This is a genomic window from Streptomyces sp. NPDC033178, from assembly GCF_055577685.1.
Window position 1 is genome coordinate 334,470 of sequence record NZ_JBVIPT010000008.1, and the last position, 14,703, is coordinate 349,172.

A 14,703-nucleotide genomic window follows, 5' to 3' on the forward strand; every position below is an offset into this window, starting at 1 on the left:
GGAGGGAAAGAGATGTCGTACGACGTGGGGGCGGACGTGGCTGTCACCGTGGTGATGCCTACGTACAACGAAGCCGCCAATCTGCCGAGAATGGCCGAGGCTGTGCTTCAACTGCCGTTGAACGGGCTCCACTTGAAGATAGTGGACGACTCCAGTCCGGATGGTACAGGACGGATCGCCGAGGAGCTGGCGGAGAAGTACAACTGGGACGGGCGGCGCCGGATGAGCGTGCTGCACCGGACCGAGAAGGACGGCCTGGGGCGTGCGTACGTCGCGGGCATGAGCGCCGCCGTCGACGAGGGCGCGCAGTACGTCGTCCAGATGGACGCCGACGGCAGCCACCCCGTGGAAGCGGTCCCACGCATGCTCGGCACCGCCGTGGCCTCGGGCGTCGGCCTGGTCATCGGCAGCCGGTACGTCGAGGGGGGCCAGCTCGACGACGACTGGGGCGCGCACCGGGTGCTGCTGTCCCGCTTCGCCAACCGCTACGCGCGTACGGTGCTCGGCACGAAGATCCGTGACATCACCGCGGGCTTCAACCTGTGGTCCGCCCAGACCCTGCGCGACGTCGACCTGCACTCCCTGGACAGCGCCGGCTACAGCTTCCAGGTCGAGCTCAAGTTCAAGGCCGTACGGGCCGGTCACGCGGCCGTGGAGATCCCGATCCGCTTCGAGGAGCGGACCGAGGGCGTCTCGAAGATGACCCTGCGGACGCAGCTGGAGTCGGCCGTGGTGCCGGTGAAGCTGCGGCTCAAGCACAAGTAGGCATGCGCAACGCGACCAGGCATGCGGCAGTGCAAGCAGCAGCAGTAGGCGAGTAGACACGGGACGGCGGCCTGCCGGGGGGCGGGCCGCCGTTCTGTTCTCCGGCGGCCGTTCCGCCGGTCGAACCAGGTCTACCGGCGGGGTCTACTGGTTCGCGGCCGCCGACGCCTGGGCCTCGCCGCGGCGGTGGATCTGCCGGAAGGTGAACTCGGCCAGGTCGTCGCCGGTGGTGAAGACCTTGGAGTCCTTCTGGGTCACGTCCTTGCCGTTGGTGAAACCGGCGACCGTGAAGTACGTGTAGCGGCCGTACGAGTTGGTGGTCGAGCGGCAGATCGCCGAGCGGCAGAAGGTGGGGACGCCCTCGCCGGCCAGGGACTGGACGACGCTCTTGGCGTCGGCGTCGTTCTTCGCCTTGAGGGCCTGGCCCTCGGCGTCGAAGACGGCCACGCCCACGGTCACGGCGATCCCGTCCTTCGCGTACGTGACGCGCATGAACCGGGTGCAGTCGTTCTTGGTGAGAACCGGGCCGAGCGTGCCCTGGGCGGCCGACGCGCAGTTCTTCGTGGACGCCATCGCGCCCTTCTTGTAGACGGTCTCGCCCATCGTCAGCTGCGTACCCGGGAAGAGAAGGTCCGGGGCGAGCGGCGCGGTGTCCTTCTTGACGTTGCCTATGAAGTCCTTCGGATCCAGCGGCGGCGGCGCCGAGGTCTCCGCGAAGGACGGGCCGGTGCCCGTGGTGTCCGACGGGATGGCCGCGGACGTGGGCAGCTCGGAGGCAGGCCTGTTCGACGCCTGTTCGTTGCCGTCCGCCGAGACCACGGCCATGGCGACGGCCGTGCCGACCGCGACCGTGGCGAGCGCGCCTCCGCCGATCAGCAGCCATCTGCGGCGCCGATTGCGCGTTTCGGACGCCTCGGCCAGCGCCGCCCAGTCGGGTGACTGACCGCCCCACTGCGGCGGTTGAGAACCTGATCCCCCGGAACCCCATTGGGGTCCCCCCTGCCCAAAGCTCATGGGGCGCATCTTAGACGGGACAAGGGGCGTGCTGGTCCGTCTCCGGCAGCACCGGAGGCCCTAGCGTGTCAAGCGTGAATGAGGCCAAAGGGGGCATCTCAGGGTGGTTGGTACGAGCCGCGTCCTGGCACGCGTGGGCCGTTCTGGGGGTCGCGCTCGGTGCCGGCGCGGCCGAGACGTCCCTGCGTACACGGGACGGGGGTATGGACAACGCCATCGTCGTACGGGCCGCGAAGGCCTGGCTCGACGGTGGATCCCCGTATGACGATCCGCACTTTCTTTATTTGCCGGGAGCCGTGCTCGCCGCCGTTCCGCAGGCCCTTTTGCCCTGGGGTGTACTGCGGCTCCTCGTCCCCCTCGCCGTCACCGGCGGGCTCGTCGCCGGCTGGGCGTGCGCGCTGCGGCTGTACGGCGTCCCGTGGCGCAGCCGGTTCGCCGTGCTCGGCCTGACCGGGCTCGCCCTCGGGTTCGCGCCCTTCGGGCATCTCGTGCGGCTCGGGAACTGGACCGTCGTCGCGGTCGTGGCCCTGCCGTTCGCCCTGCTCCTCGCGAGCCGGGGGAGATGGGGTGCGGCGGGGGTCGTGATCGGTACCGCGATCGCCGTGAAGCCGCTGCTGGTGCCTCTTGTGCTGCTCTTCGTCTTCGCGCGGCGGTGGCGGGGGCTCGGGGCGGTGGTTCTCGTGCCCGCGGTGGTGTCCGGGGGTGCGGCGCTGTTGATGCCGGACCCTGCGGGGTTCTTCACGCGGACATTGCCGTTTCTGCTGCGGGGGGACGACGCGTTCGTACGGCTCTATGAGGCGTCGCCCGCGGCTGTGCTGCCGCGGGTGGGGGTGCCGGAGGGGGGTGCGGTGCTGTTGGCCTTCGGGGGTGCGGGGGTCGGGGTGTGGTGTGCGTATCGGTGCTGGCGGCGGGAGGGGAGGGTTGTGGACGCGGGGGTGATGCTGATGCTGTCGGCGTTTCTGGTGTCCCGGCCCTCGTACGACCACTATCTGCTGGTGGTTGTGCCGGTGCTGCTCGCGGGGGTGATGGAGGCGGGGAGCGTGGCTCGGGGTCCGTGGTTCTGGGTGGCACTGGTGCCGCAGGTTCCGGGGCTTGCCCTGCCCTACCTGGAGCCTGTGACCCGGCGGGCTTTTCGGGACTCGCTTACTCTGTGCCTGCTGGCGGGTGCGGTTGCCCTGAGGCTGTTTTCACGGGCACCCGGAGCCAGGGGTGCCCACCAGTCCCGCCCTGCGGGACGCCTGCCCACAGCAGCAGGGGAGGGGCGGAGTCACTCGTTTTGACCCTTCCGGGGCGGCGCGAGTACTCTTGCACTTCGTTATGCGTATCGGCTTGGTCGTTCTCACGCGAGAGGCCCTTACGTAGGTTCCCTGGAGCAGTTACCAGTGGGCGGCATACGGGCAGCGTCCCCGGCACTGTCGTCCCCAGCTGCACGATCGCTTCAGTGATGCCATGTGTCAGGACCCATCCACTGAAGAAGCGAAGGCTACGAAGTGCGTACGTTCAGCCCCAAGCCCGGCGACATCACTCGCCAGTGGTATGTCATTGACGCTCAGGATGTCGTCCTGGGCCGTCTGGCGACCACCGCCGCGAACATCCTCCGGGGCAAGCACAAGCCGATTTACGCCCCCCACGTCGACGCTGGTGACTTCGTCATCATCATCAACGCCGACAAGGTGCACCTCTCCGGCAACAAGAAGACCCAGAAGCTGGCGTACCGCCACTCCGGTTACCCGGGTGGTCTGCGCTCCGTCCGTTACGACGAGCTGCTGGCGAAGAACCCCGAGAAGGCCGTCGAGAAGGCCATCAAGGGCATGATCCCCAAGAACACCCTGGGCCGTCAGGTGCTCTCGAAGCTGAAGGTCTACTCGGGCGACCAGCACCCGCACGCTGCGCAGCAGCCGGTGCCGTTCGAGATCACCCAGGTCGCGCAGTAGTTCCGGCCACCCCCTAAGACGAAAAAGAATCTGAGGAGAATCGTGGCCGAGACCACTGTCGAGCAGCCGGTTGAAGAGACTGAGACCGAGCTCGTCGAGAACGAGAACGTCGAGAGCTACACCACGGAGTCCGAGGCGCCCGTCGAGGGCGAGTACAGCACGGACTCGGCGGACCTTGCCGGCCGCTTCGGCGACCCGCAGCCGGCCGCCGGCCTGGGCCGTCGCAAGAACGCCATCGCCCGCGTCCGGATCGTCCCGGGCTCCGGCAAGTGGAAGATCAACGGTCGCACCCTTGAGGACTACTTCCCCAACAAGGTGCACCAGCAGGAAGTCAACGAGCCCTTCAAGGTGCTCGAGCTCGACGACCGCTACGACGTTGTCGCCCGCATCTCGGGTGGCGGCGTCTCCGGTCAGGCCGGTGCCCTGCGCCTCGGCGTGGCCCGCGCGCTGAACGAGGCGGACGTGGACAACAACCGCGGCGCCCTGAAGAAGGCCGGATTCCTCAAGCGTGACGACCGTGCGGTCGAGCGCAAGAAGGCCGGTCTCAAGAAGGCCCGTAAGGCCCCGCAGTACAGCAAGCGCTAAATATCGCTCAGCTGTTTTGCACGAAACGCCCCGGCGGCACGTTCTGTGCCGCCGGGGCGTTCGTTTACCACAACCTTGGGACAGGTCCGGAAGTCTGCCTTGAGACAGGCCTGCAAGGCGGCAGCCTTGCGACGCACCTGGGAGATATACAGGTCCGGGGGATATACCTGACAGGGGTCGTAGCCGGACCCTGACAAGGGCCGCAGCCGGACCCCTGGCCTGAGCCGCACGTTTCTGAGTAAGCCTGAGCAAGTTCGGAGGACACCAGTGGGACGACTCTTCGGGACGGACGGCGTACGCGGTGTCGCCAACGCGGATCTGACGGCCGAGCTCACGCTCGGCCTCTCCGTGGCGGCGGCGCACGTACTGGCCGAAGCGGGAACCTTCGAAGGCCACCGGCCGACGGCGGTGGTCGGACGGGACCCGCGCGCGTCCGGGGAGTTCCTGGAGGCCGCCGTGGTCGCGGGCCTCGCCAGCGCGGGCGTGGACGTCCTGCGCGTCGGTGTCCTGCCGACCCCCGCGGTGGCGTATCTCACCGGTGCGCTCGGCGCCGACCTCGGTGTGATGCTCTCCGCCAGCCACAACGCCATGCCGGACAACGGCATCAAGTTCTTCGCCCGCGGCGGACACAAGCTCGCCGACGAGCTGGAGGACCGGATCGAGGCCGTCTACGAGGAGCACCGCACCGGCGCTCCCTGGGACCGGCCCACCGGCTCGGGCGTCGGCCGCGTCCGCTCGTACGAGGAGGGTTTCGACCAGTACGTCGCCCATCTCCTCACGGCCGTTCCGAACCGTCTGGACGGTCTGAAGGTCGTCCTGGACGAGGCGCACGGCGCGGCCGCCCGGGTCTCGCCCGAGGCCTTCACCCGCGCGGGCGCCGAGATCGTCACGATCGGTGCCGACCCGGACGGGCTGAACATCAACGACGGGTGCGGTTCCACGCACCTCGGTCTGCTGAAGGCCGCCGTCATCGAGCACGGGGCCGCTCTCGGCATCGCGCACGACGGTGACGCCGACCGGTGTCTCGCCGTGGACCACACCGGCGCCGAGGTCGACGGCGACCAGATCCTCGCCGTGCTCGCGCTCGCGATGCGGGAGCGTTCCGAGCTGCGGTCGGACACCGTGGTCGCCACGGTCATGTCGAACCTCGGGTTCAAGCTGGCCATGGAGCGGGAGGGGCTGTCCCTCGTGCAGACCGGGGTCGGGGACCGGTATGTGCTGGAGGAGATGAAGGAGCACGGGTTCGCGCTCGGCGGCGAGCAGTCCGGGCACGTGATCATCCTTGACCACGCGACCACGGGCGACGGGACGTTGACCGGGCTGTTGCTCGCGGCGCGGGTCGCTCAGACCGGTCGTACGCTTCGGGAACTCGCGTCCGTGATGGAACGGTTGCCGCAGGTTCTCATCAACGTGCCGGATGTCGACCGGTCCCGGGTGGGGACGTCCGCGGAACTGGCCTCGGCCGTTGCCGAGGCCGAGCGGGAACTTGGAGCCACCGGGCGGGTGTTGTTGCGGCCTTCCGGCACCGAGCCGTTGGTTCGGGTGATGGTCGAGGCGGCGGACATTGATCAGGCTCGGTCTGTGGCCGGGCGGCTTGCCGATGCGGTGAAGTCTGCGCTTGGGTGAGTTCGGGGCCGGGTCGGGGGCGGGGGCGGGGGCTGCTGAGGCTGGTTGCGCAGTTCCCCGCGCCCCTCAAGGGCGCCTTGACCACAGCCACTTCTGGGTCAACAGGGTCAGTGTTCCTGCGAGGACGATGCCCAGGAGGTTCAGCAGGAGCTGGTTCGTTGAGCCGAGGGTTTGGGTGGTGTCTCCGTAGCTGAGGGCCACGGCCGCGTTGGCGGCGGCCGGGACCGTGGTGACGGAGATGGCGACGCCGACCAGGAGGCCCGACTTGGCCGAGGTCAGGGAGAGGGTGCCGGCGATGCCCGCGAGGACCGCCACGACGAACGAGAACGCGTCGGGGGCGTAGACGAAGGCCGTGTTGGGGCGGTCGCCCTCCAACTGGGCCTCGCTGAACAGGCCGAGGCTGTCCATGAAGAGGCTGAAGCCGACCGTCACCGCCATCGCCACGGCGAAGCCCACCAGCAGCGCGATGAGTGAGCGCAGGGCCAGGCGCGGGTGACGCCGGACCAGGGCCGTGCTGAAGCCGGCCAGCGGGCCGAACTCCGGGCCCACCGCCATCGCGCCCACGATCAGGATCGCGTTGTCGAGGACCACACCGCACGCCGCGATCATCGTGGCGAGCGTGATGAAGGCGATGTACGTGACCGAGAGTGTCGACTCCTCGTGCGTCGCGTCCGCCAGGTGCTCCCACAGGACCGCGTCCGCACCCTCGCCGGGCGCGTCCTCCGCAGCCTTGTCGGCGCGCTCCGACAGCGACAGGTCGATGTTCTCGACGGCGATCGAGCCGTGCGTGTCGATCTCCAACTCGCGCAGCCCGCCGATGAGTTCGTCGCCCGCCTCGCGCGCCACGTCGACCATCACGACGTCGCCCGCGGGGTTGCGGGCGGCACCCGGCACGACACACAGGTGCGTGGTGCCGACCGTCTTCTCGATCAGGCGGACCACGGCGTCGGTCCTGTCGGCCGGGGTGATCAGGCGGAGATGCAGCATGCCCCGCAGAGTAGCCGCGGGGGGTGACGGACGGGTCACCGGCCTCGCAGCCCCGTCCAGCGCCCCTCAGCGCCCCTCAGCTCCTCTACAGCTTGCGCAGGCTCAGTTTCTGCACCTTGTGGTCCGGGCCCTTGCGGACGACGAGGGTGGCGCGGCCGCGGGTCGGGGCCACGTTCTCCAGGAGGTTTACCTTGTTGATGGTCCGCCAGGTCGTCCGGGCGTAGTCGAGGGCCTCGTCCTCGGAGACCTGCGTGTACTTGCGGAAGTACGAGGACGGGTTCTGGAAGGCGGTGGCGCGCAGCTTGCGGAAGCGGTTGAGGTACCAGGCCTCGATGTCCTCGGCCCGGGCGTCCACGTACACGCTGAAGTCGAAGTAGTCGGCGAGGCCGACGCGGGTGCGGCCGTCCTTGCCGGGCAGGGCGGGCTGCAGGACGTTCAGGCCCTCGACGATCAGGATGTCCGGGCGGCGGACGGTGAGCCGCCTGCCGGGGACGATGTCGTAGATGAGGTGCGAGTAGACGGGGGCCGTCACCTCGTCCTTGCCCGCCTTGATGTCCGCGACGAAACGGGTCAGCGCCCGGCGGTCGTACGACTCCGGGAAGCCCTTCCTCGACATCAGGCCGCGGGCCTGGAGCTCCTTGGTCGGCAGCAGGAAGCCGTCCGTGGTGACCAGCTCCACGCGCGGGTGCTCCGGCCAGCGGGACAACAGGGCCTGCAGGAGGCGCGCGACGGTGGACTTGCCGACGGCGACCGAGCCCGCGACGCCTATCACGAACGGCGTACCGGACTGGGAGCCCTTCTCGCCGAGGAACGTGTTCAGGGCGCCGCGCAGGCCGTCGGTCGCGCCCACGTAGAGGTTGAGGAGCCGGGAGAGCGGGAGGTAGATGTCCCGCACCTCGTCGAGGTCGATGACATCGCCCAGGCCGCGCAGCTTCTCCACCTCCTCGGCGGTCAGCGGCAGCGGCGTCTTCTCACGCAGCGCGCTCCACTCCGAGCGGGTGAGGTCGAGGTAGGGAGTCGCCTCCGGCCTGGGCCGGTGGGCGCTCCGCGGCAACGAGGAGACCGGTGAGATCACAGTTCATTGTTACGGGAGTTTGAACAGGGTGGCGGGTGGAGTCCGTCACGTCGGTGCGTTCTACACGCGTCCGGAGGCGTCCCGAAGTCTGGACCGCCGGGTCGTACGGGGATAGCGTCCGGCCATCCGGGAGCGAGCCGCCTTCCGGTGTTCTGGGGGGTTTGGGGTGGTCGTCATGGCCGTGCGTTTCCGTGTGCGTGGATTCGGCAGACGCAGACCGGGGCCGACGGCCGGGGTCCCGTCGCCGGAGCACGAGGGCCGGGTGTGCAGCGAGCTGGCCGTCGACCTGCCGGACGAGGACCTGGGGGAGTACCTCTACGACTGCATCGACCTGTACGAGATGGGCAGCAAGCCGCGCTGCGAGGAGGTCGAGTACCTGGGGATGGTCCAGGAGGCGATCGACCGGATCGAGCGCGGGGAGTAGGGAACAAGGGAGCAGGGACAGCGGAGGAGGGGCTCCGGGCGCCAATTTCCGATATCGGGCACGCGGTGCCGGGGCGGGGCGGGCGTCGGCATCTAGGCTGCCGCCATGTGCGGAATCGTGGGATACGTGGGGTCGCAGTCGGCGCTCGATGTGGTGGTGGCCGGACTGAAGCGGCTGGAGTACCGGGGTTACGACTCGGCGGGCGTCGCGGTGCTCGCGGACGGCGGGATGGCCGCCGCGAAGAAGGCCGGGAAGCTCGCCAACCTGGAGAAGGAGCTGGTCGAGCGGCCGTTGCCGACCGGGTCCACGGGCATCGGGCACACGCGGTGGGCCACCCATGGAGGGCCGACCGACGCGAACGCCCATCCTCATCTCGACAACGCGGGGCGGGTCGCCGTCGTCCACAACGGCATCATCGAGAACTTCGCCGCCCTGCGCGCCGAGCTGGCGGAGCGGGGGCACGAGCTGACCTCCGAGACCGACACCGAGGTCGTCGCGCATCTGCTCGCCGAGGAGTTCTCCGCGTGCGCCGATCTCGCCGAGGCCATGCGGCTGGTGTGCCGACGGCTGGAGGGCGCCTTCACGCTGGTCGCCGCGCACGCCGACGAGCCGGACGTGGTCGTCGGGGCGCGGCGCAACTCCCCTCTCGTCGTCGGGGTCGGGGAGGGCGAGGCCTTTCTCGCCTCCGATGTCGCGGCGTTCATCGCGCACACCCGGTCCGCCATCGAGCTCGGGCAGGACCAGGTGGTCGAGCTGCGGCGGGACGGGGTGAGCGTCACCGGGTTCGACGGGCGGCCCGCCGAGGTCCGGTCGTTCCACGTCGACTGGGACGCCTCCGCCGCCGAGAAGGGCGGCTACGACTACTTCATGCTCAAGGAGATCGCCGAGCAGCCGAAGGCCGTCGCCGACACGTTGCTCGGGCGCATCGACGCGAGCGGGTCGCTCTCCCTCGACGAGGTCCGGATCTCTCCGAGCGAGCTGCGGGAGGTCGACAAGGTCGTGGTGGTGGCGTGCGGGACCGCCTTCCACGCCGGGCTGATCGCCAAGTACGCCATCGAGCACTGGACGCGGATCCCGTGCGAGGTGGAACTCGCGAGCGAGTTCCGGTACCGGGATCCGATCCTGGACGCGCGGACGCTGGTGATCGCCATCTCACAGTCCGGGGAGACCATGGACACGCTGATGGCGCTGCGGCACGCGCGGGAGCAGGGGGCCAGGGTGCTGGCCGTCTGCAACACGAACGGGTCGACGATTCCGCGGGAGTCCGACGCGGTGCTCTACACGCACGCGGGTCCTGAGGTCGCGGTCGCCTCGACCAAGGCGTTCCTGACGCAGCTCGTGGCCTGCTATCTGGTGGCCCTGTACCTGGGGCAGGTGCGCGGGACCAAGTGGGGCGACGAGATCCAGGCCGTGGTGCGTGACCTGTCCCGGATCTCGTGCGAGGTCGAGCGGGTGCTGGAGACGATGGAGCCGGTGCGGGCGCTTGCGCGGTCGCTCGCCTCGAAGAACACCGTGCTGTTCCTGGGTCGGCATGTGGGGTATCCGGTCGCCCTGGAGGGCGCGCTCAAGCTCAAGGAACTCGCGTACATGCACGCCGAGGGCTTCGCGGCGGGGGAGCTGAAGCACGGGCCGATCGCTCTGATCGAGGAGGATCTCCCTGTGGTTGTTGTCGTGCCGTCGCCTCGGGGGCGGTCCGTCCTTCACGACAAGATCGTGTCGAACATCCAGGAGATCCGGGCTCGGGGGGCGCGGACGATTGTGATCGCGGAGGAGGGGGACGAGGCGGTGGTTCCTTACGCGGATCATCTGATTCGGATTCCTGCCACTCCCACGTTGCTCCAGCCGCTGGTGGCGACCGTGCCGTTGCAGGTCTTCGCCTGCGAGCTGGCCACGGCTCGGGGCAACGAGGTGGATCAGCCGCGGAACCTTGCGAAGTCCGTGACGGTGGAATGAGCGCGTGATCGGTGGAGTGAGTTCGTGATTATTGGGGTGGGGATCGATGTCGCCGAGATCGAGCGGTTTCGGGCGTCCTTGGAGAGGACGCCCGGGATGGCCGAACGGCTGTTTCTCGAACGGGAGTTGATGCTGCCGAGCGGGGAACGGCGGGGGGTCGCCTCGTTGGCGGCCCGGTTTGCGGCGAAGGAGGCCGTTGCCAAGGCGTTGGGGGCGCCGGGGGGGTTGCGGTGGACCGATGCGGAGGTCTTCGTCGAGGGGTCCGGACAGCCTCGGCTGCGGGTCACCGGGACGGTTGCCGCGCGGGCGGCCGAGCTGGGGGTTCGGTCGTGGCATGTGTCGTTGAGCCACGACGCGGGGGTGGCTTCGGCGGTGGTGGTGGCGGAGGGGTAGGGGCGGGTCCGTCCTTGTCTGCGGGTGCGTTGTGGCTGGTCGCGCAGTTCCCCGCGCCCCTGAAGGGGCGCGGGGAACTGCGCGGACAAGCCGCAGCAGGCCCGCACCATGTCACCGCCAACCCCCGGAGGGCCCCGTGGGGGAGACTTGGGGTATGCGGAGTGCGTACAGGGTTGAGACGGTCAGGGCGGCTGAGCGGGAGTTGATGGGGCGGCTCCCGGAGGGGGCCCTGATGCAGCGGGCGGCGGCCGGCCTGGCCGCGGCCTGTGCCGAGTTGCTGGGCCGCGTCTACGGCAGCCGGGTCGTGCTGCTCGTGGGGAGTGGCGACAACGGCGGCGATGCCCTGTACGCCGGGGCTCGGCTGAGCAGGCGCGGCGCGGGCGTCACGGCCGTGCTGCTTGCCCCCGAGCGCACCCACGCCGGCGGGCTCGACGCCCTGCGACGGGCGGGCGGCACGATCGTGCGAGGCGCGGACGCGGACGCGGCGGCCGAGCCGATCCGTCGCGCCGACCTCGTCGTCGACGGGATCGTGGGCATCGGCGGGAAGGGCGGCCTGCGGCCCGACGCCGCCCCCCTCGCGGACCTGGCCCGCGAGTCCCGCGCCGCCGTCGTGGCCGTCGATCTGCCCAGCGGCGTCGAGGCCGACACCGGGGAAGTACGGGGCACCGCCGTGCGGGCCGATCTGACCGTGACCTTCGGGACGCACAAGCCCGGGCTGCTCGTGGACCCCGCGAAGGAGTACGCCGGGTCCGTGCGGCTCGTCGACATCGGGCTCTCGTTGCCCGACGAGGCGGACATCGAGGCGTTGCAGCACGCCGACGTGGCCGCGCTGCTGCCCGTGCCGGGGGCCGAGAGCGACAAGTACCGGCGCGGGGTCGTGGGGATCGCCGCCGGTTCCGCCCGGTATCCCGGTGCGGCCGTGCTGGCCGTCGCCGGGGCCCTGCGGGGCGGGGCCGGGGCCGTACGGTACGTCGGGCCCGCGGGGGACGCGGTGATCGCGCGGTTCCCGGAGACGCTGGTGTCGGCCGGTTCGCCCGAGCGGGCCGGGCGGGTGCAGGCCTGGGTGGTCGGGCCCGGGGCCGGCGACGACGGCGACGCCGTGGCGGCCGTGCTGAAGAGCGATGTGCCGGTTCTTGTGGACGCCGACGGGCTGCGGCTCGCCGACCGGGACGTCGTACGGGCTCGCACCGCGCCCACGCTGCTGACGCCGCACGCCGGTGAGGCCGCCGCGCTGCTCGGTGTCTCGCGGGACGAGGTCGAGGGGGCCCGGCTGGCCTCCGTACGGGAACTCGCGGCGGCGTACGGGGCGACCGTGCTGCTCAAGGGGTCCACCACCCTCGTGGCCGACAGCGGGGGTGGGCCGGTGCGCGTGAATTCCACCGGCACCGCCTGGCTCGCCACCGCCGGGAGCGGGGACGTGCTGTCGGGGCTGACCGGGTCGCTGCTCGCCGCCGGGCTCGGGGCGCGGGACGCCGGCAGCGTGGGGGCGTATCTCCACGGGCTGGCGGGGCGCTTCGCGGCGGCCGGGGCGCCCGTGGGGGCGTACGACGTGGCCGACGCGGTACGGGAGGCCTGGCGGGATGTCATGGAGGGCTGAGCCGCTCCCGCGTGTCCGTCGCGGCTCGCCGGGTACGTGTTCCGCCCCGCCGGGTACGTGTTCCGCCCCGCCGGGTGCGTGGCCCACCTCGCCGCGTACCCCTTCCGCGTGCGCACAACGGGCGACCCTTCCGCGCGGCTGAACCCCGTACGCCGCCTCGGGGGTTTCGCTGGGGGCATGGTCCGTCAGAGAACCGTTGCCGTGTTGGTCGCCGTCATCACGGCGCTGTCCGTGCCGGGGGCCGTCGCGGAGCCTCCGCCCGCCCCCGGCGCTTCCGGGGTCCCCGCGCCGCTGAGCGAGCTGGTGCCCGGGGTGCCCCCCGGTCCGTCCCAGCCCTGGCAGTTGGACACCCCCGACCAGGCGCTGGCCCCGAAGGTCTACACACCGAGCGCCGACGAGGACGCCGTCGAACCGCCCGACGCCGCCGCGGAGAGCGACGAGCTGATCGAGTACGTACCGCTGAGTGACGCAGTGGAGCGGCAGTCGGGGGTCGTGGCGTGCAGCAAGCAGACCGGGCCGTACCAGCGGCAGGTCGAGGGGTGGCTGCGGCTCAGGGTGGACGGGAGGCAGTCGGCGAACGACTGCCGGGTCATCCGGGCCTTTCAGATCAGATACGGGATCCGGCCCGACAGCGGCTTCGCCGGGCCCGTGACCTGGGCGAAGATGCAGCTCCTGTCGGCCGCGAGGAACCCGAACGCCGCCGGGCGATGTCCCGTACGGGCCTACCGGGTCGCCTGTGTCGACCTCACCCGGCAGCTGACCTGGGTGCAGAAGGGCACGAAGGTCCTGTTCGGGCCGGTGCCGATCCGCAGCGGGAAGGCCGGGTACCGGACCAGGTCCGGCTGGCACCGCGTCTACTGGAAGCACAAGAACCACTGGTCGACGCTCTACAACACCCCCATGCCGTACAGCCAGTTCTTCAGCGGCGGCCAGGCCTTCCACGGCATCTACGGCAGCGTCTACAACCCGCCCGGCTCGATGGGCTGCGTGAACATGCGGATCGCCGACGCCCGCACGCTGTGGGGCGTGCTCTACAAGGGCGACAGCGTGTACGTGTGGGGCCGTAGGCCCGGTACCTGAGGGCTGTGTCCGACCCCTCTGAGACACTGGGCGCGATGACTGAAACTGCACCCGCGCGGGCCCGCGCCGAGATCGACCTGGCCGCACTGCAGGCCAACGTGCGGGCTCTGCGTGCCCAGGCGCCGACCGCCGCCCTCATGGCGGTGGTCAAGTCCGACGCGTACGGACACGGGGCGCTCCCGTGCGCCCGCGCGGCCCTGGACGCGGGCGCGACCTGGCTGGGCACGGCCACGCCCGAGGAGGCCCTGGCCCTGCGCGCGGCCGGACTGCCGGGCCGGATCATGTGCTGGCTGTGGACTCCGGGCGGGCCCTGGCGGGCGGCCGTCGAGGCCGATCTGGACCTGGGGATCAGCGGGTTGTGGTCGCTGCGGGAGGCCGTGGAGGCCGCGCGGGCGTCCGGTCGCGCGGCCCGCGTCCAGCTCAAGGCCGACACCGGGCTCGGGCGGAACGGCTGCCAGCCCGCCGACTGGCCCGAGCTCGTGGCCGAGGCCCTGCGCGCCGAGGCCGAGGGGCTCGTCCGGGTCACCGGTCTGTGGTCCCACTTCGCCTGCGCCGACGAGCCCGGTCATCCTTCCATCCAGGCCCAGCTCGGCAGCTTCCGCGAGATGCTGGCGTACGCGGAGGGGCAGGGCGTCCGCCCCGAGGTCCGGCACATCGCCAACTCGCCCGCCACGCTCACGCTCCCCGAGAGCCACTTCGACCTCGTGCGGACCGGGATCGCGGTGTACGGCGTCTCGCCCGGCCCTGAGCTGGGCACCCCGGCCGACCTGGGGCTGCGCCCGGTGATGACCCTGTCGGCGTCGCTGGCGCTGGTGAAGCACGTACCGGCTGGGCACGGCGTCAGTTACGGACACCACTACGTCACGGCGGGCGACACGACCCTCGGCCTGGTGCCCGTCGGGTACGCGGACGGCATCCCGCGCCATGCCTCCGGCACCGGGCCCGTCCTGGTCGCCGGCAAGTGGCGCACGGTCGCGGGACGGGTCGCGATGGACCAGTTCGCGGTCGACCTCGGCGGGGACGAGCCACCGGTCGGTGAGAGGGTCGTCCTCTTCGGACCCGGCGACCACGGCGAGCCGACCGCCGAGGACTGGGCCAAGGCCGCGGGCACGATCGCGTACGAAATCGTCACCCGGATCGGAACCCGGGTGCCGCGCGTTTACGTGAATACCGAACAAGCGGGGTAACCGCATAGATGCCGGGCACGGCATCGCGGGAACCGGCAGCCCGACCGGCACCGAGCACGACTGGTACCGAGCACGACTGGCAC

The 14,703-nt window shown here is 70.7% G+C and carries 14 protein-coding genes; 11 read left to right on the plus strand and 3 right to left on the minus strand.

What is annotated here, in order from left to right; translation table 11 throughout:
* Positions 1-12 precede the first annotated feature (12 nt).
* The gene (locus tag ACZ5VQ_RS22200; protein WP_143642837.1) at positions 13-765 is read left to right on the plus strand and encodes a polyprenol monophosphomannose synthase; all 753 of its coding nucleotides are present in this window, start codon (positions 13-15) and stop codon (positions 763-765) included.
* 144 nt (positions 766-909) lie between these two features.
* Here ACZ5VQ_RS22200 and ACZ5VQ_RS22205 read toward each other — a convergent pair whose 3' ends face one another.
* On the minus strand, positions 910-1,779 hold the full coding sequence (locus tag ACZ5VQ_RS22205; protein ID WP_469106370.1) for a hypothetical protein: 870 nt from the start codon (positions 1,777-1,779) through the stop codon (positions 910-912).
* Positions 1,780-1,853: 74 nt separating this feature from the next.
* On the opposite strand from ACZ5VQ_RS22205, the gene ACZ5VQ_RS22210 reads away from it, so the two are divergent.
* The 4 genes from ACZ5VQ_RS22210 to glmM all read left to right on the plus strand — a co-directional run bounded on the left by ACZ5VQ_RS22210 (position 1,854) and on the right by glmM (position 5,924).
* A complete protein-coding gene (locus ACZ5VQ_RS22210) occupies positions 1,854-3,059 on the plus strand; it encodes a glycosyltransferase family 87 protein (protein ID WP_469106371.1) in 1,206 nt (401 codons plus the stop codon).
* 210 nt (positions 3,060-3,269) lie between these two features.
* Positions 3,270-3,713 (plus strand): 50S ribosomal protein L13, encoded by a 444-nt coding sequence (gene rplM, locus ACZ5VQ_RS22215; RefSeq protein ID WP_055614906.1) that lies wholly within the window; start codon positions 3,270-3,272, stop codon positions 3,711-3,713.
* Positions 3,714-3,755: 42 nt separating this feature from the next.
* On the plus strand, positions 3,756-4,298 hold the full coding sequence (gene rpsI / locus ACZ5VQ_RS22220; protein WP_362073396.1) for a 30S ribosomal protein S9: 543 nt from the start codon (positions 3,756-3,758) through the stop codon (positions 4,296-4,298).
* Positions 4,299-4,565: 267 nt separating this feature from the next.
* On the plus strand, positions 4,566-5,924 hold the full coding sequence (glmM, locus tag ACZ5VQ_RS22225) for a phosphoglucosamine mutase (protein WP_469106372.1): 1,359 nt from the start codon (positions 4,566-4,568) through the stop codon (positions 5,922-5,924).
* 66 nt (positions 5,925-5,990) lie between these two features.
* On the opposite strand, the gene ACZ5VQ_RS22230 is transcribed toward glmM, so the two are convergent.
* Together ACZ5VQ_RS22230 and coaA are read right to left on the minus strand one after the other, a co-directional pair.
* On the minus strand, positions 5,991-6,911 hold the full coding sequence (locus ACZ5VQ_RS22230) for a DUF389 domain-containing protein (protein ID WP_469106373.1): 921 nt from the start codon (positions 6,909-6,911) through the stop codon (positions 5,991-5,993).
* Between the two features lie 85 nt (positions 6,912-6,996).
* A complete protein-coding gene (coaA, locus tag ACZ5VQ_RS22235) occupies positions 6,997-7,986 on the minus strand; it encodes a type I pantothenate kinase (RefSeq protein ID WP_055614902.1) in 990 nt (329 codons plus the stop codon).
* A gap of 175 nt (positions 7,987-8,161) precedes the next feature.
* Between coaA and ACZ5VQ_RS22240 the strand changes: the two genes are divergently transcribed.
* From ACZ5VQ_RS22240 to alr, 6 genes are all read left to right on the plus strand, one after another.
* Positions 8,162-8,410 (plus strand): hypothetical protein, encoded by a 249-nt coding sequence (locus ACZ5VQ_RS22240; RefSeq protein ID WP_469106374.1) that lies wholly within the window; start codon positions 8,162-8,164, stop codon positions 8,408-8,410.
* Between the two features lie 105 nt (positions 8,411-8,515).
* Positions 8,516-10,363 carry a glutamine--fructose-6-phosphate transaminase (isomerizing) gene (gene glmS, locus ACZ5VQ_RS22245; RefSeq protein ID WP_362073385.1) on the plus strand — a complete coding sequence of 616 codons (1,848 nt, stop codon included), beginning with the start codon at positions 8,516-8,518 and terminating at the stop codon, positions 10,361-10,363.
* 24 nt (positions 10,364-10,387) lie between these two features.
* The gene (locus ACZ5VQ_RS22250) at positions 10,388-10,756 is read left to right on the plus strand and encodes a holo-ACP synthase (protein ID WP_469106375.1); all 369 of its coding nucleotides are present in this window, start codon (positions 10,388-10,390) and stop codon (positions 10,754-10,756) included.
* A 154-nt stretch (positions 10,757-10,910) separates the two neighbouring features.
* Positions 10,911-12,353, plus strand: coding sequence for an NAD(P)H-hydrate dehydratase (locus tag ACZ5VQ_RS22255; RefSeq protein ID WP_469106376.1), 1,443 nt, complete (start codon positions 10,911-10,913; stop codon positions 12,351-12,353).
* Positions 12,354-12,530: 177 nt separating this feature from the next.
* Positions 12,531-13,433 (plus strand): L,D-transpeptidase family protein, encoded by a 903-nt coding sequence (locus ACZ5VQ_RS22260; RefSeq protein WP_469106377.1) that lies wholly within the window; start codon positions 12,531-12,533, stop codon positions 13,431-13,433.
* Positions 13,434-13,468: 35 nt separating this feature from the next.
* Positions 13,469-14,620 (plus strand): alanine racemase, encoded by a 1,152-nt coding sequence (gene alr, locus ACZ5VQ_RS22265; RefSeq protein ID WP_469106378.1) that lies wholly within the window; start codon positions 13,469-13,471, stop codon positions 14,618-14,620.
* The last annotated feature ends 83 nt before the right edge of the window (positions 14,621-14,703 follow it).

Bases quoted from the DNA above. Each gene is read 5' to 3' on its own strand.
- ACZ5VQ_RS22200 (WP_143642837.1), top strand. From the start codon at position 13: ATGTCGTACGACGTGGGGGCGGACGTGGCTGTCACCGTGGTGATGCCT.
- ACZ5VQ_RS22205 (WP_469106370.1), bottom strand. From the start codon at position 1,779: ATGAGCTTTGGGCAGGGGGGACCCCAATGGGGTTCCGGGGGATCAGGT.
- ACZ5VQ_RS22230 (WP_469106373.1), bottom strand. From the start codon at position 6,911: ATGCTGCATCTCCGCCTGATCACCCCGGCCGACAGGACCGACGCCGTG.
- ACZ5VQ_RS22240 (WP_469106374.1), top strand. From the start codon at position 8,162: ATGGCCGTGCGTTTCCGTGTGCGTGGATTCGGCAGACGCAGACCGGGG.
- glmS (WP_362073385.1), top strand. From the start codon at position 8,516: ATGTGCGGAATCGTGGGATACGTGGGGTCGCAGTCGGCGCTCGATGTG.
- ACZ5VQ_RS22255 (WP_469106376.1), top strand. From the start codon at position 10,911: ATGCGGAGTGCGTACAGGGTTGAGACGGTCAGGGCGGCTGAGCGGGAG.
- ACZ5VQ_RS22260 (WP_469106377.1), top strand. From the start codon at position 12,531: ATGGTCCGTCAGAGAACCGTTGCCGTGTTGGTCGCCGTCATCACGGCG.
- alr (WP_469106378.1), top strand. From the start codon at position 13,469: ATGACTGAAACTGCACCCGCGCGGGCCCGCGCCGAGATCGACCTGGCC.